The organism is Noviherbaspirillum sp. Root189 (assembly GCF_001428545.1).
Classification (GTDB): domain Bacteria; phylum Pseudomonadota; class Gammaproteobacteria; order Burkholderiales; family Burkholderiaceae_D; genus Noviherbaspirillum.
This window is the reverse complement of sequence record NZ_LMHZ01000001.1, coordinates 185,424-204,471: the sequence shown is the minus strand read 5'-3', so window position 1 is coordinate 204,471 and position 19,048 is coordinate 185,424. Positions and strand designations below refer to the sequence as shown.

At 58.0% G+C, this 19,048-nt stretch carries 17 protein-coding genes; 15 read left to right on the top strand and 2 right to left on the bottom strand.

Annotated features, from left to right (window positions below):
• The 13 genes from ASE07_RS01015 to ASE07_RS00955 all read left to right on the top strand — a co-directional run bounded on the left by ASE07_RS01015 (position 1) and on the right by ASE07_RS00955 (position 15,378).
• Entirely contained in the window at positions 1-534 is a 534-nt protein-coding gene (locus ASE07_RS01015) for a F0F1 ATP synthase subunit delta (RefSeq protein WP_057288922.1), read from the top strand.
• A gap of 58 nt (positions 535-592) precedes the next feature.
• Positions 593-2,128, top strand: coding sequence for a F0F1 ATP synthase subunit alpha (atpA, locus tag ASE07_RS01010; protein WP_057288921.1), 1,536 nt, complete (start codon positions 593-595; stop codon positions 2,126-2,128).
• Between the two features lie 34 nt (positions 2,129-2,162).
• On the top strand, positions 2,163-3,032 hold the full coding sequence (gene atpG / locus ASE07_RS01005; protein ID WP_057288920.1) for a F0F1 ATP synthase subunit gamma: 870 nt from the start codon (positions 2,163-2,165) through the stop codon (positions 3,030-3,032).
• A gap of 36 nt (positions 3,033-3,068) precedes the next feature.
• Positions 3,069-4,469: a F0F1 ATP synthase subunit beta gene (gene atpD, locus ASE07_RS01000; RefSeq protein ID WP_057288919.1), complete on the top strand. Its 1,401-nt coding sequence runs from the start codon at positions 3,069-3,071 to the stop codon at positions 4,467-4,469.
• 208 nt (positions 4,470-4,677) lie between these two features.
• Positions 4,678-5,100 carry a F0F1 ATP synthase subunit epsilon gene (locus ASE07_RS00995; protein WP_057288918.1) on the top strand — a complete coding sequence of 141 codons (423 nt, stop codon included), beginning with the start codon at positions 4,678-4,680 and terminating at the stop codon, positions 5,098-5,100.
• Between the two features lie 165 nt (positions 5,101-5,265).
• On the top strand, positions 5,266-6,072 hold the full coding sequence (locus ASE07_RS00990; protein ID WP_057288917.1) for a PPK2 family polyphosphate kinase: 807 nt from the start codon (positions 5,266-5,268) through the stop codon (positions 6,070-6,072).
• A 123-nt stretch (positions 6,073-6,195) separates the two neighbouring features.
• The gene (locus ASE07_RS00985) at positions 6,196-6,921 is read left to right on the top strand and encodes an SGNH/GDSL hydrolase family protein (protein WP_235548304.1); all 726 of its coding nucleotides are present in this window, start codon (positions 6,196-6,198) and stop codon (positions 6,919-6,921) included.
• 73 nt (positions 6,922-6,994) lie between these two features.
• Positions 6,995-7,492 (top strand): hypothetical protein, encoded by a 498-nt coding sequence (locus ASE07_RS00980; RefSeq protein WP_057289069.1) that lies wholly within the window; start codon positions 6,995-6,997, stop codon positions 7,490-7,492.
• Positions 7,493-7,650: 158 nt separating this feature from the next.
• Positions 7,651-8,739, top strand: a complete 1,089-nt coding sequence (hemE, locus tag ASE07_RS00975) for a uroporphyrinogen decarboxylase (RefSeq protein WP_057289068.1) — start codon at positions 7,651-7,653, stop codon at positions 8,737-8,739.
• Positions 8,740-9,504: 765 nt separating this feature from the next.
• The gene (locus ASE07_RS00970) at positions 9,505-11,535 is read left to right on the top strand and encodes a primosomal protein N' (protein WP_057288915.1); all 2,031 of its coding nucleotides are present in this window, start codon (positions 9,505-9,507) and stop codon (positions 11,533-11,535) included.
• A 124-nt stretch (positions 11,536-11,659) separates the two neighbouring features.
• Positions 11,660-12,331 (top strand): glutathione S-transferase family protein, encoded by a 672-nt coding sequence (locus tag ASE07_RS00965; RefSeq protein WP_057288914.1) that lies wholly within the window; start codon positions 11,660-11,662, stop codon positions 12,329-12,331.
• Positions 12,332-12,478: 147 nt separating this feature from the next.
• Positions 12,479-14,632 (top strand): VTT domain-containing protein, encoded by a 2,154-nt coding sequence (locus tag ASE07_RS00960; RefSeq protein WP_057288913.1) that lies wholly within the window; start codon positions 12,479-12,481, stop codon positions 14,630-14,632.
• Positions 14,632-15,378, top strand: coding sequence for an endonuclease/exonuclease/phosphatase family protein (locus tag ASE07_RS00955; RefSeq protein ID WP_057288912.1), 747 nt, complete (start codon positions 14,632-14,634; stop codon positions 15,376-15,378). The genes ASE07_RS00960 and ASE07_RS00955 overlap by 1 nt, the downstream gene beginning before the upstream one ends.
• 135 nt (positions 15,379-15,513) lie before the next feature.
• Here ASE07_RS00955 and ASE07_RS00950 read toward each other — a convergent pair whose 3' ends face one another.
• Entirely contained in the window at positions 15,514-16,113 is a 600-nt protein-coding gene (locus ASE07_RS00950) for a hypothetical protein (protein WP_057288911.1), read from the bottom strand.
• A 226-nt stretch (positions 16,114-16,339) separates the two neighbouring features.
• On the opposite strand from ASE07_RS00950, the gene ASE07_RS29560 reads away from it, so the two are divergent.
• Together ASE07_RS29560 and ASE07_RS00940 are read left to right on the top strand one after the other, a co-directional pair.
• A complete protein-coding gene (locus ASE07_RS29560; protein ID WP_235548303.1) occupies positions 16,340-17,011 on the top strand; it encodes a YsnF/AvaK domain-containing protein in 672 nt (223 codons plus the stop codon).
• A 102-nt stretch (positions 17,012-17,113) separates the two neighbouring features.
• Positions 17,114-18,355, top strand: a complete 1,242-nt coding sequence (locus tag ASE07_RS00940) for a YsnF/AvaK domain-containing protein (RefSeq protein ID WP_057288910.1) — start codon at positions 17,114-17,116, stop codon at positions 18,353-18,355.
• Positions 18,356-18,509: 154 nt separating this feature from the next.
• Here the strand turns inward: ASE07_RS00940 and ASE07_RS00935 are convergent, their stop codons facing one another.
• Positions 18,510-18,980: an SRPBCC family protein gene (locus ASE07_RS00935; protein ID WP_057288909.1), complete on the bottom strand. Its 471-nt coding sequence runs from the start codon at positions 18,978-18,980 to the stop codon at positions 18,510-18,512.
• Positions 18,981-19,048: the final 68 nt, after the last annotated feature.

Here is a 19,048-nt window from a genome sequence, read left to right as displayed (position 1 = left end):
ATGGCAGAACTCGCAACCATTGCTCGTCCTTACGCAGAAGCACTGTTCCGTGTTGCCAAATCCGGCAACCTCGCCGCCTGGACCGATCTCGTATCGGAAATGGCTGCGGTTGCCGCCAATCCAGACGTCAAGTCTTTCGCAAGCAATCCGAAACATACGGATGCACAAATTGTCGATACCTTCCTGTCGCTGTTGAAATCCAGTGTCACTCCCGAAGCGAAAAACTTCGTCGCGATGCTGGTGGAAAACGGCCGCCTGACGCTGCTGCCGGAAATCGGCACCCAGTTCCATGCATTGAAGAATGCAGCGGAAGGCGCAGCCGACGCGGAAATCACGAGCGCGTTCGAGCTGAGCGATGCCCAAGTGAAAGACCTGGTAGCGACGCTGGAAAAGAAATTTGGCCGCAAGCTCAATCCGTCCGTGAAAGTGGATAACTCCCTGATCGGCGGCGTACGTGTCGCAGTCGGCGATGAAGTGCTCGACACTTCGGTCCGCGCCAAACTGCAGAACATGTACGTAGCCCTGGCATCGTGATTGGCTGCTTCTGACCCCTGGCGCAAGCCAGGCAGAGTGAAAAATATTAGGAGTTAACATGCAACTCAACCCGTCTGAAATCAGCGAACTGATCAAGAGCCGGATCCAAGGCCTTGGCGAAACCGCTGAAATCCGCAATCAGGGCACGGTTATTTCCGTGACCGACGGTATCTGCCGCATTCACGGTCTGTCCGACGCGATGCAAGGCGAGATGCTGGAATTTCCAGGCAATACCTTCGGCCTCGCGCTGAACCTCGAGCGCGACTCCGTCGGCGCCGTTATCCTGGGTGACTACGAACACATTTCCGAAGGCGATACCGTCAAGTGCACGGGCCGTATTCTGGAAGTGCCGATCGGTCCGGAACTTCGTGGCCGCGTCGTCAACGCACTGGGTCAGCCGATCGACGGCAAAGGCCCGATCAACACCGCGTTGACCGCTCCGATCGAAAAAATCGCTCCGGGCGTTATCGCCCGTCAATCCGTTTCCCAGCCGATGCAAACCGGCCTGAAGGCGATTGACGCGATGGTGCCGATCGGCCGTGGCCAGCGTGAGCTGATCATCGGCGACCGTCAAACCGGTAAGTCTGCTGTTGCGGTTGATACCATCATCAACCAAAAAGGCCAGAACATGACATGTATCTATGTCGCGATCGGCCAGAAGGCATCGACCATCAAGAACATCGTGCGCGCGCTGGAACAGAATGGCGCCCTCGAGTACACCATCGTTGTTGCCGCTTCCGCTTCCGAATCCGCCGCGATGCAATACGTGTCGGCTTACTCCGGCTGCGCCATGGGCGAATACTTCCGTGACCGCGGCGAAGATGCGCTGATCGTTTATGACGATCTGTCCAAGCAAGCTGTCGCTTACCGTCAGGTTTCGCTGCTGCTGCGCCGTCCGCCGGGCCGCGAAGCTTATCCTGGCGACGTGTTCTATCTGCACAGTCGTCTGCTCGAGCGTGCTGCTCGCGTGAACCCTGACTACGTCGAAGCGTTCACCAAAGGCGAAATCAAGGGCAAGACCGGTTCGCTGACCGCGCTGCCGATCATTGAAACACAGGCTGGCGACGTTTCCGCGTTCGTTCCGACCAACGTGATTTCGATTACCGACGGCCAGATCTTCCTTGAAACTTCGCTGTTCAACGCTGGTATCCGTCCCGCGATCAACGCCGGTATTTCGGTGTCCCGCGTCGGTGGTGCAGCGCAGACCAAGGTCATCAAGAACCTGTCCGGTGGTATCCGTACCGACTTGGCGCAGTACCGTGAACTCGCAGCGTTTGCGCAGTTTGCTTCCGACCTCGACGAAGCGACCCGCAAGCAGCTCGACCGCGGCGCACGCGTGACCGAACTGTTGAAGCAGCCGCAGTACTCGCCGCTGCCGATTTCGCTGATGGCTGTGTCGCTGTTCGCAGTGAACAAGGGCTATTTCGACGACATCGACGTGAAGCGCGTACTGGCATTCGAATCCGGCCTGCACAACTTCATGAAGACCAGCCACGGCGCCCTGCTGCAGAAGATTGAAGACACCAAGCAACTCGACAAGGACGGCGAAGCAGCACTGGCCTCCGCGATTGCCGACTTCAAGAAAACATTCTGAGCCACGGAGCTTTAGGCTAAAGGAGTAAGTACTCATGGCTGCAGGTAAAGAGATACGCGGCAAGATCAAGAGCGTTGAGAATACGAAGAAGATCACCAAGGCGATGGAAATGGTCGCCGCATCCAAAATGCGCAAGGCGCAGGACCGGATGCGTTCGGCACGTCCCTACAGTGACAAGATTCGTAATATCGCCGCTCACTTGTCGCAGGCCAACCCCGAGTACACACACCCGTTCCTGGTCAAGCAGGACACGGCAAAGACAGTGGGCATCATCGTCGTCACGACCGACAAGGGTCTGTGCGGCGGCATGAACACCAACGTGCTGCGTCAGGTGACCACCAAGGTGCGTGAACTCGAAGGTCAGGGCAAGAAAGTTGAAGCAGTTGCGATCGGTAACAAGGGTTTCGGTTTCCTGAACCGCATTGGCGCGAAGGTTGTGTCCCACGCAATCCAGCTCGGCGATACGCCGCACCTGGAAAAGCTGATCGGACCGGTCAAGGTGCTGCTCGATGCGTATCAGGAAGGCAAGCTCGACGCCGTATACGTGTGCTACACCAAGTTCATCAACACGATGCGCCAGGAGCCGATGATGGATCAGCTCCTGCCATTGTCGTCCGAGCGGATGGAAGCGGATAAGTCGTCCCATGCATGGGATTACATCTACGAGCCGGATGCGCAGACTGTCATCGATGAGCTGCTGGTGCGCTATGTCGAAGCGTTGATCTACCAGGCTGTTGCCGAAAACATGGCGTCCGAGCAATCGGCGCGCATGGTCGCGATGAAGGCCGCTTCGGACAACGCAGGTAACGTGATCGGCGAACTGAAACTGGTCTATAACAAGACCCGTCAGGCTGCGATTACCAAGGAACTGTCCGAGATCGTCGCCGGTGCGGCTGCGGTTTAACGAAACGAATCTACATTAAATATTGAAGGAACGAACATGGCTGAAGGCAAAATCGTTCAGTGTATCGGTGCCGTGGTTGACGTGGAATTTCCGCGCAACGCCATGCCCAAGGTGTATGACGCCTTGAAAATGGCAGGCTCCGAGCTGACTCTCGAAGTGCAGCAGCAGCTTGGCGACGGCATCGTCCGTACCATCGCTCTGGGCACTTCCGACGGTCTGCGTCGCGGCATGACCATCCAGAACACTGGCGCACCGATCATGGTGCCGGTCGGTCCCGCTACTCTGGGCCGCATCATGGACGTGTTGGGTAATCCAATCGACGAACGTGGTCCGGTCACTTCCGACCGCACCGCATCGATCCACCGCAAGGCGCCTGCATACGACGACCTGTCGCCGTCGCAGGAACTGCTGGAGACAGGCATCAAGGTGATTGACTTGGTCTGCCCGTTCGCAAAAGGCGGTAAGGTCGGTCTGTTCGGCGGTGCAGGTGTGGGCAAGACCGTGAACATGATGGAACTGATCAACAACATCGCGAAGGCGCACTCGGGTCTGTCCGTGTTTGCCGGTGTGGGTGAGCGTACTCGTGAAGGTAACGACTTCTATCACGAAATGGCGGACTCCAAGGTCGTCGACCTCGACAACCTGGCAAACTCCAAGGTCGCGATGGTCTACGGCCAGATGAATGAACCGCCGGGCAACCGTCTGCGCGTCGCGCTGACCGGTCTGACCATCGCGGAATCCTTCCGTGACGAAGGCCGTGACGTGCTGTTCTTCGTCGACAACATCTACCGCTACACACTGGCCGGTACCGAAGTGTCCGCGCTGCTGGGCCGTATGCCTTCCGCGGTGGGTTACCAGCCGACACTGGCCGAAGAAATGGGCCGCCTGCAAGAGCGTATTACGTCGACCAAGACCGGTTCGATCACATCGATCCAGGCCGTGTACGTCCCTGCGGACGACTTGACCGACCCGTCTCCGGCAACCACGTTTGCTCACCTCGACTCCACCGTCGTGTTGAGCCGTGATATTGCTGCGCTGGGTATCTACCCTGCGGTTGACCCGCTCGACTCCACATCGCGTCAGCTGGACCCGAACGTCGTCGGTCAGGAACACTACGAGACCGCACGCGCCGTTCAGGGCACCCTGCAGCGCTACAAGGAATTGCGCGACATTATCGCGATTCTGGGCATGGACGAACTGGCACCGGAAGACAAGCTGGTTGTGGCACGCGCACGTAAGATGCAGCGTTTCCTGTCCCAGCCGTTCCACGTTGCTGAAGTGTTCACCGGTTCCCCGGGCAAGTACGTTTCGCTGAAAGACACGATCAAGGGCTTCAAGATGATCGCTTCCGGCGAACTCGATCACCTGCCGGAACAGGCGTTCTACATGGTCGGCACGATCGAAGAAGCAATCGAAAAAGCCAAGAAGATCCAGTAATGCTGATTCGCTCCCTCCCTTCGGGGAGGGCCGGTGCAGGATGCGGTCAACGCATCTTCGGAAGTCCCATCCTGCAACCAGCCTTTCCCTCTGCATGCAAGGGGACAGGGGCAAACCAGTTATCCGGTAAGGGTTGTCGGCATGCGGTCCGCCGCCTTTCGTCAGCCTGCTACTCCCGGATCTTCGGACGAACATATAAGGTTCTAACATGGCAAACACTATTCACGTAGACGTCGTCTCCGCCGAAGAACAAATCTTCGCCGGTGAAGCCGAGTTCGTCGCGTTGCCGGGTGAAGCGGGCGAATTGGGTATCTACCCGATGCATACTCCGCTGATCACCCGCATCAAGCCGGGTGCGGTTCGCATCAAGGTGCCGGGCCAAGCCGAAGACGAATTCGTTTTCGTGGCGGGCGGCATTCTCGAAGTGCAGCCGAATGGCGTCACCGTACTGGCCGATACGGCCATCCGCGGTGCCGACCTGGACGAGGCGAAAGCTTCGGAAGCCAAGAAACTGGCGGAAGAGGCATTGTCGAACAAGGATTCGTCGATTGATTATGCGAAGGCACAGGCTGAACTGGCCGCTGCAGTCGCGCAATTGGCAGCGATTCAGAAGCTGCGTCAAAAACGCTAATCCGGTACGGCAGTAAAATCAAAAGGCAGCTTCGGCTGCCTTTTTTGTTGCCCGCAAAACCGCTCGAAACTCGGGAACGCCGAACCCAACGAACGTGTCGCGGTCAGTAAGATGAATAGAAGCATCTGATCAAGCACATGCAACTGTTTCCCCAATGGAGAAGCCATGACCGCACGCGAAGAATTTCGCAAACCCAAAAAACTGAACATTGAAGATAAAGCGGCCGGCGACAAGTCGCTCAGCTCGGACGACAAGAATGCGGACAAGCAGCGTGTCGATGAAATGGCGCAACGCATCGCTGACATGCAGAACGTCTTCTATGCCGAGCACAAACGCAAGATCCTCGTCATCCTCCAAGGGATGGATACGTCAGGCAAGGACGGTACCGTCAAGGGCGTCTTCGGCAAGATTGATCCGCTAGGCGTCCGGACGATACCGTTCAAGGCGCCAACCCAGTCCGAAAAGGAGCACGATTACCTGTGGCGCGTGCACCAGCAGGTGCCGGGCCAAGGCGAGCTGGCGATCTTCAACCGCAGCCATTACGAAGACGTGCTGATCACTCGCGTGCACGAATGGATCGACGCGGATGAATGCAAGCGGCGCTATGCACAAATCCGTGACTTCGAACGAATGCTGTCGGAAACCGGCACGATATTGCTGAAATTTTTTCTCCATATTTCGCGGGATGAGCAGCGCAAACGCCTGCAGGAACGCGTCGACGATCCGGAAAAGCACTGGAAATTCGACCCGAAAGACCTGGATGAACGCATCCACTGGGATGACTACCAGAAGGCGTATCAGACCGCGATTGACGAGACCGACGCCGACCACGCGCCCTGGTATATCATTCCGGCTGACTCCAAGACCCATCGCAACCTGGCAATCGCTTCAATTGTCTGCGAAACCATGGAAGCCATGAAGTTTGCCTATCCGCTAGCAAACCCGGCGCTTGCCGGTCTGAAGATCCGCTGAGCAGCGGCGGCCTTTCGCGCTCGGTAGTCCGCCCGCCCGGTTGGCATGGTGACAGCCGCTCGCTCCACCATACTTTCATCAGAACGCAGATGCTCTTAACCTCCTGAACCGATGCGCCATTACTTGCCAGAACTGGTTGCCCTGCCCATGCTGCCTTTCCTTATCCTGCAGGGAAAGCGCACCCGCCGCCTGACACCCAGGCTGCCGGAAGCCGCGGGACCAGCCCATGGGCTTACAGGCGCACAGTTCGACGGACTGCCGCTTCGTCTGCTTGGCGTCGGTGAGTCGCCGATTGCCGGTGTGGGCGTCGCCACATACGACGAAGCCATTACCGGTCAGTTCGCCGCAGCACTCTCCGTCCGGCTTCGTCGCCCGGTGGCCTGGCGCGCTTGCGGGAAGAATGGCGTGACCGCCGCCGAAGCACTGGAACAGGTGGTACCCACCATTCCGGTAGCCCGGGTCGACATTGCGCTGATCGCTTTCGGCGTCAACGACACCACCGCATTTCAGCCGGCAACACGCTGGCGCCGCGACCTGTCGGCCATCCTTGCCGCCATCGAGCAACGCTGTTCGCCGACGCTCACTATCGTGTCAGGCGTACCACCGATGGCGCATTTTCCCGCCTTGCCGCAGCCTTTACGCCATGTCATGGGGCTCAAGGCTCAGACCTTGGATGCCGTCGCCCGGACTCTCGTCGCACAGTACGCCCCCGGTACCCTGCATATTCCGCTCGCCCTTGACGTCCGGGATCGCGCCCTGATGGCCTCGGACGGCTATCACGCCTCGGCTGCCGGCTGCGCCGCCTGGGCAAACCTGCTTGCACAGGCGGCAGGTAGCCATCTGCGGTAACCTGGCCACCGCAGCGATTCTCGCCGGCAAAGGAAATTGGCGGTACGATGGCAATATCCTTAGCGAGATTGCAATGAATTACTTCACTGACCCCGGTTTCTGGGAAACCGCCAGCTTTGTGGTCACCGTGTTCGGCCTGCCATTTGCAATTTTCCTGTTCCTGTACGAGCAGCGGAAAGAACGTGACTCCGAAGATGAAGAGGCGTATCAGCTTCTGCAAAACGCCTACAACGACTTCCTGAAGATTGTTCTCAACAATCCGGATTTGCAGCTGCGCAGTGCCACCCTGAGCAATAACCTGACCGATGAGCAGCGTGAGCGAACACTCATCATCTACGAAATGCTGATTGCATTGTTCGAGCGGGCCTACATTGTTTCCTATGAGGATGACCTGAAGGGGGTGGCATTGCGACGCTGGAATTCCTGGGACGATTACATGCGTGAATGGTCGCGCCGGGAAGATTTTTACTACTTGCTTCCGCAGCTTCTCCGGGGCGAAGATCCTGACTTTGCCGCCTACATTCGTCGCATCGCCGACGAAGAGCAGCATGGAAAAATCCTGCATCGCTAGTTGCCGCACGGGTAGCCAGCCACGTAATTTTCGCCGACGTTCACGACAATTGCCTTAAGAAGCATCGCATCGGACAGGTTGGCGCGGACAAAATCCTCATGAAGCCGCAGGAAATCCTCGGCATCGGCGATAATGGCGGCTCACAGAAAGCCCCTCTTATGCCGAACACATTTGCCCACCTGAAAAACGATACTTTCCTGCGCGCCTTGCTGCGCCAGCCGACCGATTACACCCCGCTCTGGCTGATGCGCCAGGCCGGCCGCTACCTGCCGGAATACTGCGCGACCCGCAAGCGCGCCGGTTCTTTCCTCGGACTTGCCAAAAGCCCCGATTACGCAACCGAGGTGACCCTGCAACCGCTGAATCGCTATGCGCTGGACGCGGCAATCCTGTTTTCGGACATTCTGACGGTGCCGGACGCCATGGGCCTCGGCCTGTATTTCGCCGAAGGCGAGGGCCCGAAGTTTGAGCGTCCACTGCGCGACGAAAAGGCCGTCATGGCATTGCGGACCCCGGAAGCCGGATCGTTGCAGTACGTGTTCGATGCGGTCACGCAGATTCGTACCGAACTGGCTGGCCGCGTGCCATTGATCGGCTTTTCCGGCAGCCCATGGACACTTGCCTGCTATATGGTCGAAGGCGGTGGCTCCGCTGATTTCCGGACCGTCAAGACGATGCTGTACAACCGCCCCGACCTGATGCATCACATTCTGAAGACCAATGCCACGGCAGTCGCCGCTTACCTGAATGCGCAGATCGAGGCTGGAGCTCAGGCAGTGATGATCTTCGATACCTGGGGTGGGGCGCTCGCCGATGGCATCTACCAGCAGTTTTCGTTGAGTTACATGCGCGAAGTTATGCAACAGCTCAAGCGCGAGCACGACGGGGTCAAGATTCCGGCAATTGTCTTTACCAAAGGTGGCGGTCTCTGGCTCGAAGAAATTGCCGGTATTGGCGCCGATGCGGTCGGCCTCGACTGGACGGTGAACCTTGGCAAAGCACGAGCCCGTGTCGGGCACCAGGTCGCTTTACAGGGCAATCTCGATCCCAATGTCTTGTTCGCCGGCACCGACCAGATCCGCACCCAGGTGAAAAACCTGCTCGATTCTTACGGCAAGCCGACCGCCGGACACGGGCATGTATTTAACCTCGGTCACGGCATTTCGCAGTTCACCCCACCTGAGTCCGTATCGGTGCTGGTGGACGCAGTCCACGAGTTCAGCAGGGCACAACGCAGCGGCGATTAAATAAAGTTATCAACCCCCTGTGGACAACTATCATCGGCGAAACACTTCCGGACGGAATGAGACGCTTATTCACATTTTTTGCGATAGTGCAAATCGTTAACGAATGTGCGAGCGTCAATATATAGCCGCTTTTTGGTTTTCCTAAGTCATTGATTTTAAAGGACGGAATTTTTGCTTTTCAATTTAGCATTCTATTGAAAACCGCATAAAATCAGGGCTGCCGGGGCGTCATACAGGGCTTGTCCACAAAGTTATCCACAGACTTTGTGGATAGGTAAAAAAATGTTTATAAATCGGGAACTTAGCGGAGATCCTTCATAAACCTGTTAAGTTGCTACCAGTCACTGAATGCCGGAAAATTTCTCGCCTCGGCCCATTACCTGGCGCATCTAAAAATGCTGTAAGGAAAACGCCCGCGCACACGTATTGCCATAAGGACAGTGCCGTCTGGAAAAAGTCAAGGGGAAATGCGGCTTTATACAGAGTTATTCACAATTTGCGTCATCGTCCTCAGTTGTGCAAAGCAACAGCATTTTTCCGTGGAGTGATTCCATTGAGCCAAGAGATACACCCTAAGTAATTGAAATGACTCGCTTTATTTTTTTCTTCTCCAACGCTTTATGAAGGGAGGGTCACGCCTGGTTCAGGTTTGCTGTCGATCAAGCTTCGGTTCTCCACAAAGTTATCCACAGGGTTTGTGGATAGTCCGAAAAGCCTTTAAGAATCGCGACTTTAGTCGCCTTTTTCAAGAAATACATTAAGTTCGTGACCGACCTTTATCTCAACGTCGCCCTGGATACGCCGCTGGACACTTGCTTCGATTACCGCTGGCCCGGACATGGCGAGCCGCCACAGATCGGGCAGCTTGTCCTTGTGCCCTTTGCCCGGCGTGAGGTCGTCGGTGTGATTGTCGACGTGCGCACGCGGACCGAAGTACCTCCGGACAAACTCAAGGACGCGCTCGATGTACGCGCACAACTGCCGCCGCTGACAACAGAATGGCTCGATCTATGCCGTTTTGCCGCCGATTATTACCAGCGACCGATCGGCGAAGTGATGGTGCCAGGCATTCCGAAAAACCTGCGCGTACAAAAAACCGTATCCCTCGACCGCGCGCTGAAGAAGCTCGCCAAGACCGCATTCCCGCATGACCCCGCACCAGCCGATGCGCCGGTGCTCAATGCCGCGCAGCTCGAGGCGGCATTTGCGATCGGTAATGCCGATGGTTTCAGCCCGACCTTGTTGTACGGCGTCACCGGCAGTGGCAAGACGGAGGTCTACTTGCAAGCCGCTGCCCAGGTGCTGGCAAACGCGCAACGCACACAAACCGAGGCCCAGGTATTGATTCTGGTGCCCGAGATCAACCTGACCCCGCAACTCGAAAACAACGTTCGTGCCCGGTTTCCAGGCGTACCGGTGGCAACACTGCATAGCGGCCTGGCTGAAGGAGAGCGCCTGAGCCACTGGCTCGCAGGGCATCTGGGACATGCCCGGATCATTCTTGGAACGCGCCTGGCGATTCTCGCATCGCTGCCGCGTCTCAAGCTGGTCATCATCGACGAAGAGCATGATCCTTCCTACAAGCAGCAGGAAGGCTTGCGCTATTCGGCGCGCGATCTCGCTGTCTGGCGTGCCCGCCAATTAAAGATTCCGATCGTGCTTGGCTCTGCCACGCCTTCTCTGGAAACATGGCATCACGCACAATCGGGACGTTATCGCAAGCTGGAATTGCGCGAACGTGCTTCACCCGACGCCGCATTGCCGCGCATCCGCCTGATCGACATGGAGCGCGACAAGCCGGCCCAAGGTCTGACATCGACGCTGGTCAGTGCGCTGAAACTGCGACTGGAACGCGGTGAACAGTCGCTGCTTTTCCTGAACCGCCGCGGCTATGCGCCGGTCCTTGCCTGCGACGCCTGCGGCTGGATCGGCAATTGCACCCGTTGTACCGCCTTCATGGTGCTGCACAAACCGGAAAACCGCATGCGCTGCCATCATTGCAGCCTGGAGCAGCGCATTCCGAAGTCCTGCCCGACCTGCGGCAATGTCGACCTGCAACCGCTCGGGCGTGGTACCCAACGCGTGGAAGAGGGCCTGCAGCAGGTATTTCCGCAGGCGCGCGTCATGCGCATCGATGCCGACTCGACGCGGCTCAAGGGGAGTGCGCAAGCAGCCTTCGAACGGGTTCACCAGGGCGAAGTCGACATCCTGATCGGCACGCAGATGGTCGCGAAAGGGCATGATTTCCGCAATCTCACGCTGGTCGGCGTACTCAATCCGGATACCGCGCTGTTCTCGCATGATTACCGCGCCAGCGAACGCCTGTTTGCGCAGATGATGCAGGTCGCGGGCCGGGCGGGACGGGCCGGGCGCAAGGAAGGCGGCAATGCCAGCGAAGTGCTGATACAGACCCGCTATCCGCAGCATCCCCTGTTCGGCGCCGTGATGGCGCACGACTATGACCGCTTTGCCGGTGAACTGCTGGAAGAACGCCAGCAGGCCGGTGTGCCGCCTTTCATGTACCAGGCGCTGCTGCGGGCCGAAGCGCGCGAATTGCAGACCGCGCTCGACTTCCTGCAGCAGGCGGCGGATTGCCTGCTGCATCCCGGCATCACGATCAACGATCCGATTCCGATGACGATGACCCGGGTTGCCAACGTCGACCGGGCGCAGCTCCTCATCGAGTCGCCATCCCGCCCGGCCTTGCAGATGTTCCTGAAAACCTGGATGGCGGCGCTCCGGGCAATGAAAACCCGCGCCAAGTGGTCGCTGGAAGTCGATCCGGTCGACATTTGACTGTCGCTTAACAGCTGAATTGCCCAGTTGCTGAGCCGAGCGCGCATTCGTGGCAGAATCGGCCTGCCGCGGGTGTTCAGCGGACCGGCCTGCCAAATAACTACATTCCTCGAAAAGAAACCGCATGATCATTGTCCATCATCTGAACAACTCCCGATCGCAGCGCGTCCTGTGGCTGCTTGAAGAACTCGGCCTCGACTACGAAGTGAAGCGCTACGAGCGCGACCCGAAGACCATGCTGGCGCCGGACACGCTGCGGCAAGTGCATCCACTGGGCAAGTCGCCGGTGATCACCGACGGCGACCTGACGATTGCCGAATCGGGCGCCATTGTCGAATACCTGGTCGATCGCTACGGTACTGGCCGCCTTGCGCCGGGGCGGGGTGGCGAATCGCGGCTCAAGTACACTTACTTCCTGCACTATGCGGAAGGTTCGGCCATGCCGCCACTGCTGCTCAAGCTCGTCTTCGATCGCATCGAGAAAGGCCCGATGCCGTTTTTCGTGAAACCGATCGCCAAAGCCATCGCCGGACGGGCGAAGAGCACGTTCATCGAACCGCAGATCAAACGGCACCTCGAGTACCTGGAAAGCGAGCTGGCGCAGCGTCCATGGTTTGCCGGCGATGAATTTTCCGCCGCCGACATCCAGATGAGTTTTCCGCTGGAGGCAGCTGCGGCGCGCGGCGGTCTGGACGCCCGCTATCCCAAGTTGCAAGCCTTTCTGGAGCGCATTCACCAACGTCCCGCCTACCGCAAGGCCTTGGAGCGCGGCGGCGAATACGGACTGTTGAGTTGATCTGGCGGTTGACGGGTTTCTAAATAGCATGTCCGGCTCACGCCATCATCGCGCGAGGTTCACCGCTATGCAGGTGGATCAAGCTTAGAAACTTCATCTGAGGCGCCGCGTCGAAAGAGCAAATCCTTTCCTTTCAACAGCGCGCGCATGGCCTTACCCCAGCTTTCTCCTCATCCTCCTGTTTTGTCCGGGCTATTGCAGCCCGGACGTAATTGCTGGCGGATCGAACATGCGCAGCGCTTTGCCATGCTGGTCGACGCTGACGCGTATTTTCGCGCGGTGCGGGCGGCCATTCTCAATGCCCGGCATAGCGTATTTATTCTCAGCTGGGATATCGACAGCCGGACGCGACTGATTCCGGGGGGGGCAAACGATGGCTATCCGGATGGGCTCGGCGATTTCCTGCATCAGGTGGTTGCAACGCGTCCCAGTCTGCGCGCCTACGTGCTCAACTGGGACTTCGCCATGTTGTACGCGCTGGAGCGCGAATGGTTGCCGGTATACAAGCTCGAGTGGCGTACCCACAGCAGGCTTTCTTTCCGCATGGATGCAAAACATCCGATCGGTGGCTCGCATCACCAGAAAATCGTCGTCATTGACGACAGCGTGGCCTTTGTCGGCGGGCTCGACATCACGAAAGCCAGGTGGGACACCTCCGAGCATGCATGCCACGCCCCGCTGCGGCGCGACAGCGACGGCAAACCGCACGCGCCTTTCCATGATGTGCAGGCAATGGTGGACGGAGATGCCGCCTGTGCCCTTGGTGAACTGGCACGCACCCGCTGGCAGCGTGCCTGCGGCGAAACGCCGGTTGTCGTCTCGCGCACCGAACACGATCCGTGGCCGCAGCATGTCGTGCCCGATCTTGAAGACATCGATGTCGCGATTTCGCGGACCGAACCGGAATACGAAGGTCAGCATGGTGTGCATGAAATCCGGCAACTGCATCTGGATGCCATCGCCAGCGCACGCAGGCACTTGTTTTTTGAAAACCAGTATTTCACGTCCGGCACCATTGCCGATGCACTCGCCACGCGTCTCAAGGAGCCCAAAGGTCCGGAAGTGCTGGTCATCTCCCCGCAGACGCAGAGCGGATGGCTGGAACAGGCCACTATGGGGGTTCTGCGCGCACGGATCCACAAGAAATTAAAAGATGCGGACAGGCACGAACGGTATCGGATGTATTGTCCGCATATTCCCGGCCTGAAAGACCAGTGCCTGAATGTGCACAGCAAGGTATTTGCGGTGGACGATGAGCTGTTTTCAGTTGGTTCAGCCAACTTGAGCAGTCGCTCCATGGCCCTTGATACTGAATGCAACATCACGATAGAAGCGCGTGGTGATCCACGCATACAGGCCGCTATTTCACGCTTGCGCAGCCGTCTGCTGGCGGAGCATCTGGACACTGCGCCGGAGGCCGTGGAAGCGGAGATGCACAAGCAAGACAGCCTGCACCGGACAGTACTGGCATTGCAGACTTCTGAACGCAGCTTGCGGGTGATGGACGCCACCACGACACCGGAGCTGGATGCATTGATTCCCGAACAGGCGCTGTTCGATCCGGAAAAACCGATCGACCCGGACGAACTGGTCAGCCAGTTCCTGCCAAATGAAGCACGCAAGCCGGTACCGCGCCGACTCGTCGGCTTGGGCCTCTTCGCGATTGGACTGGCTCTGCTTGCTGTCGCCTGGCGCTGGACCCCGTTGCGCGAATGGGCCAATCTGGACGCGCTGGTCGCTTTCGCGCGCAACCTTGAAGACTTGCCGTTCACCCCGCTTGCGGTAGTCGTCTGCTATGTCTTGGCAGGTCTGGTGATGGTCCCTGTGACTTTGCTGATTGCTGTTACGGGTATCGTCTTTGGACCGTTGACCGGTTCCTTGTATGCGATCGGCGGGACGTTGCTGAGTGCAACTGTCGCGTATGGTATCGGCCAGTGGCTCGGGCGCGACACAGTGCAACGCGTGCTTGGCACACGCATCAACAAGCTGAGCAAACGTATCGCCAAACGCGGCATCGTCGCGATGGTCATCATTCGCATGCTGCCGGTTGCACCCTTTACCGTTGTCAATGTCGTCGCCGGTGCGTCACATATCAGCTTGCGTGATTATCTGATCGGTACGTTTCTCGGTATGCTCCCGGGCATCATCATGACCGTCACCTTCGTGCATCACCTCGCCGAAGCCATTCGCAATCCCACTCCCGGTACGGTAGCTATCCTCGTCGGTGTCGCGCTGTCCATCATCGCCGTTGCGCTGGGCCTTCAAAAACTTCTTACCCGCAGAGAGAATCGAACCGCGTAATGGATGACCTGATCAGCACCAGCAGAACAGCAATACCCACGGCCGTGCCGGATCTTGATCCGTGGCCGTTGACGATTGCAACATATAACATTCATGGCGCTGTCGGCTGCGACGGTAAATTTGCCCCTGAACGTGTCGCGCAAGTGCTGCAGGAACTCAATGCCGACATCATTGCCCTGCAAGAAGTCCCGATGGGCGGCTCCAGAACACCGAACGTACTGGACATATTGCAAAAGGCGACCGGCTATGTCGCAGCCGAAGGTCCGGCCTGCGATCGTCCCGAGCGGCGATATGGCAACGCCGTGCTCAGCCGTTACCCCATTTTGTCGGTACGCAATATCGATTTATCGTTCGGCAGCCGCGAACCGCGTGCAGCGGTCGACGCCGATGTGAATTGCCATGGGCATCTGTTGCGCGTGGTGGCGACCCATCTCGGTCTCAGGGTCAAGGAGAGGCGCGAACAGGTACGCAAGCTGCTACAGAGGTTCGATACCGACGAGATGCCGGTGATCCTGCTTGGCGACCTTAACGAATGGTTTGTCTGGGGGCAGTCCTTACGCTGGCTGGTGTCGCATTTTCAGGCGGTACCAGCCCCCAAAACCTTTCCTTCACGCTACCCGCTGTTTCCGCTGGACCGCATCTGGATCCGGCCAAGGCACCGCCTGGTGCATGTGGAAGTGCATGCGACGCCGCTGGCTCGCATCGCCTCCGACCACCTTCCGCTGATCGCCCATATCGACGGCTAAGCGGCAATAACCCGGCAATGACTTTTAACGAAAGAGCGTCGGGTGCGGGCGCCGTCATCGCGACGGCGTCACGCAGCAGCGCAGCAGATAAGCCTATGCCTGTTACCGGGAAAACGATCAGGCTGCCGCAGATTTCTAGGCTCTTTGATTAGGGCCACTCGGACGCGAGTGTTCGGGGGCATACTGCACAAGATTCATCGGCGCCATTGGATCGAAATCACTCCAGTCGCCGTTCTCTATCGTGCCTTCCGCGCGCTCGATATCGACCGCACCCAGCGTACGCAAGACCTGTAGTGCGCGATCTTCGTACTCCTGGTCGGGTACGGCGACGGCCACCATCATGCCGGAGCGGCGCATCGGCACCGCATTCTCTACATCTTCCGCATGGTCGCCGACATCGCCTTTCTCTTTCATGCCGGACAGTCCGCCGACAAGTCCACCAAGATGGGCACCGACCAGTCCACCGGTAACGGTTCCGACCGGCCCCAGAATCGGTGTCGCGGCAACGCCAATCACGGCACCCGCGGCGGCGCCTGCCGCGGCGCTTTTGTCCGATGACTTTGCGCCCGGCGATTTATCGCTGTCGCCACCGATCGGATAGGTGGCATGTTGCCCGGCCGGATTGCAATAAAACGTAGAGACGCGGTCACGCGGGAATCCCGCGCGCAGCAGTTCGGCGATGGTATCGTCAGCCTCTGCCTGTTCCTGAAAACGGCCTGCAATAATAATCGTCATGGCTGGCTCCTTTGTTAAAAAGTGAATATGGGTAAGAGGCCGGCACCGTCCAATAGTTCTAGGACTGGTAACAGTGCAGCCTTCATGTAAATTTTTCTTCAAATAAGGTAAAAACAACGCGGAGGTTTTGCGTAACCGCAGTTTTTCCTCATCGCTGGCGCTTGTGTCACATCCGGCCCGCTCCTTGCATGCTTCATTCCACCTTTGACCCACATGGAAAGCGGCGATGGCGCAACTCAATCAGAACGGCAGTCTGTCTGCTTCGGCGGGGCAGCTACTTAATGCTCGCGTCGTGGATGCTGCGGGTAATCAGGCATCGATTGCTTCGCTTGAACAAGGCAACTCCGCCGAAGAGGCGCAGGTCTGGGTAAAGCTCACCGATGGCACACTCGTCCTTGTCCCTTCCAGCCTGCTGATGCCCCGGGAGGATGGTGTGTACAGCCTTCCATTTACCTTCAATACATCTGCGACTGGCGACAGTCCGACACAGATGACCTTGCCGGTGATGGAAGAGGAACTGCATGTTGACAAACGTACGGTCGACACCGGACGCGGCGTACGCATACACAAGACAGTATCGCAACGTGAACAGACAATCGATCAGCCCCTGATGCACGATGAACTGCTGGTGGAGCACGTGACGGTTGGACGTGTGATTGCGGAGGAAACGCCGCCCCAGATGCGCTATGAGGGAGACACGCTGATTGTCCCTGTGCTGGAGGAGGTGCTGGTGGTAAAGAAGCAGCTGATGCTCAAGGAAGAAGTCCATATCCGTCGGCAACAGCGAAGTGTCACCGACCCACAGCGCGTTATCCTGCGTTCGGAACAAGTCACGGTTGAGCGTTTTGATGACGGAGTCATTGGTAACGATAAGGACGAGGGCCAGCGTCCGCAGTAGGCTAGCTAGGTAGGCACGAGTTATGCCTGCACAGGACCACTCTAGTCTGATTCTCCCGGGTACCTATTCCGGGCAACCAACGTTTTCTTGGAGAGACTGATCATGGAAAATACCGTAGTAGGCGTGTACGACAGTTATGCCCAGGCGCAGAACGCGCTGAATGAATTGATGACCGCAGGCTTCTCCCGTTCCGATGTGCAACTGAGTCCCGATTCGGAAAGCTCCACCCGTGTTGCAGACGCCGACACAAGCAGCTCTGGCGGGTCGGGCATCGGCAATTTCTTCCGTTCGCTGTTCGGCATGGAAGAACACCGCGAACACGGTGACGTCTATTCGGAAGCGGTACGCCGTGGCAGCTGTGTGCTGACCGTCAATGCCGCGAGCGACGAGCAGCGTGACCGTGCCACCGAGATCATGAACCGCTATGATCCGGTCGATATCGATGAGCGTAGTTCGCACTGGCGCTCACAGGGCTGGAGCGGTTATGACGAGAGCGCACCGATGTTTACCGACAGTGAAATCGAAAAGGATCGGGCACTGTATGGGCAGTCCCGCACACCATCCAGCGACTGGACCGGCGCAAGCACCACATCGACTGCGGGCACCTCGGCGGATATGACAAGCAACACTTCTGCGAACACCACTGCGACGCAAAACCTGAGCGGCAGCGATACCACTCGCATCCCGGTGGTCGAAGAAGAACTGCAGGTTGGCAAGCGCCAGGTGGAGCGCGGCGGCGTGCGTGTTTACCAGCGTGTGCGTGAAACACCGGTCAACGAATCGGTACAACTGCGTGAAGAACACGTGCATGTTGAACGTCATCCCGTCGACCAGCCGGCGACGGCCGCCGACCTGGATGCGATCAAGGAAGGTGCAATCGAACTGCGTGAAAGCGCGGAAGAGGCGGTGGTATCCAAGACTGCGCGCGTCGTCGAGGAAGTCGTGGTCGGCAAGGAAGTCACCGAGCAGACCAAGGATATCAACGACACTGTTCGTCGCACCGACGTTGAAGTCGAGCAGCTTGGTGCAACCGGCAACACAGGCACCCGTGCAGACAGCGCTTATCGCGACACCGCAATGACTTCGGACGATTCCGATTATCGTACGCACTGGCAGAATGCCTATGGCCAGTCCGGTGGGCGCTATGAGGACTATGACGCAGCCTACCGCTATGGTTCGACGATGGCCGGTAGCGGCCGTTACCAGAACTCTCGCTGGGAAGATGTCGAACCGTCGATGCGCAGCGACTGGGAATCGAACCACCCGGAAAGCGCATGGGAAAAGGTCAAGGACGCAGTGCGCTACGGCGCGGAGCGCGTCACGGGCAATCAGCACCGGCACTAATGTGCATGAATGGGCATTCATTTGATGCCCATTGACGGGCGTTAAGCCGCCAGCCGAAACCGTCGGGCAAAGCACCCTTCTTCATTCCGAAGCAGGGTGCTTTTTTATTGGTAGAGAGTCGAGATTGGCGGTGCAGGGTGGAGATGAAGGCCGGTCAGCCCAGTCGACCTTCTTCCGCCATTTCGCGAATGGTGCGGATCGTGTCGATATCCGATTCGGTATATGCGGACTTGCGAAAGTCGTTGTAAAAAGCGTCTGCGGTGTCTTGCGCCTCACTGGCGCCGTCGTCGTAGTCGAAGCGCACGAACAGGATTTCCGGCTCCGGTTCTTCGATGGTCATCGTCAATGTCGATTCCGGGATGCCTTCCTGTTGCGGCACATGATAGACGATCTGTTCCTGCGGCAGGAAGGTGACGCGGTCGCGTACGATCAGCTCTCCATAGCGAAGTTCGCGCAGCATCGACAACGCAGATTTTTCCAGGATTTCGCAGCCATCGAGATACGGGACAAAGGCTTTTGGCATTTCCGCGCGTAACACCAGCCCACGCCAGAGTTGCTCGCGTGACAGGGCATCGATCAGGGGATTAAGCGGGTCGTTGATTTCGACCAGATGTGAAAATTTCATGGTGCAGGAAACGATAGACAATCGCCCAGTGTAACGCTTCCCGCGTGCAGTGACATCAGACCGGAGGC

Bases quoted from the DNA above. Each gene is read 5' to 3' on its own strand.
- ASE07_RS01015 (WP_057288922.1), top strand. From the start codon at position 1: ATGGCAGAACTCGCAACCATTGCTCGTCCTTACGCAGAAGCACTGTTC.
- atpA (WP_057288921.1), top strand. From the start codon at position 593: ATGCAACTCAACCCGTCTGAAATCAGCGAACTGATCAAGAGCCGGATC.
- atpG (WP_057288920.1), top strand. From the start codon at position 2,163: ATGGCTGCAGGTAAAGAGATACGCGGCAAGATCAAGAGCGTTGAGAAT.
- atpD (WP_057288919.1), top strand. From the start codon at position 3,069: ATGGCTGAAGGCAAAATCGTTCAGTGTATCGGTGCCGTGGTTGACGTG.
- ASE07_RS00995 (WP_057288918.1), top strand. From the start codon at position 4,678: ATGGCAAACACTATTCACGTAGACGTCGTCTCCGCCGAAGAACAAATC.
- ASE07_RS00990 (WP_057288917.1), top strand. From the start codon at position 5,266: ATGACCGCACGCGAAGAATTTCGCAAACCCAAAAAACTGAACATTGAA.
- ASE07_RS00980 (WP_057289069.1), top strand. From the start codon at position 6,995: ATGAATTACTTCACTGACCCCGGTTTCTGGGAAACCGCCAGCTTTGTG.
- hemE (WP_057289068.1), top strand. From the start codon at position 7,651: ATGCCGAACACATTTGCCCACCTGAAAAACGATACTTTCCTGCGCGCC.
- ASE07_RS00965 (WP_057288914.1), top strand. From the start codon at position 11,660: ATGATCATTGTCCATCATCTGAACAACTCCCGATCGCAGCGCGTCCTG.
- ASE07_RS00960 (WP_057288913.1), top strand. From the start codon at position 12,479: ATGGCCTTACCCCAGCTTTCTCCTCATCCTCCTGTTTTGTCCGGGCTA.
- ASE07_RS00955 (WP_057288912.1), top strand. From the start codon at position 14,632: ATGGATGACCTGATCAGCACCAGCAGAACAGCAATACCCACGGCCGTG.
- ASE07_RS00950 (WP_057288911.1), bottom strand. From the start codon at position 16,113: ATGACGATTATTATTGCAGGCCGTTTTCAGGAACAGGCAGAGGCTGAC.
- ASE07_RS29560 (WP_235548303.1), top strand. From the start codon at position 16,340: ATGGCGCAACTCAATCAGAACGGCAGTCTGTCTGCTTCGGCGGGGCAG.
- ASE07_RS00940 (WP_057288910.1), top strand. From the start codon at position 17,114: ATGGAAAATACCGTAGTAGGCGTGTACGACAGTTATGCCCAGGCGCAG.
- ASE07_RS00935 (WP_057288909.1), bottom strand. From the start codon at position 18,980: ATGAAATTTTCACATCTGGTCGAAATCAACGACCCGCTTAATCCCCTG.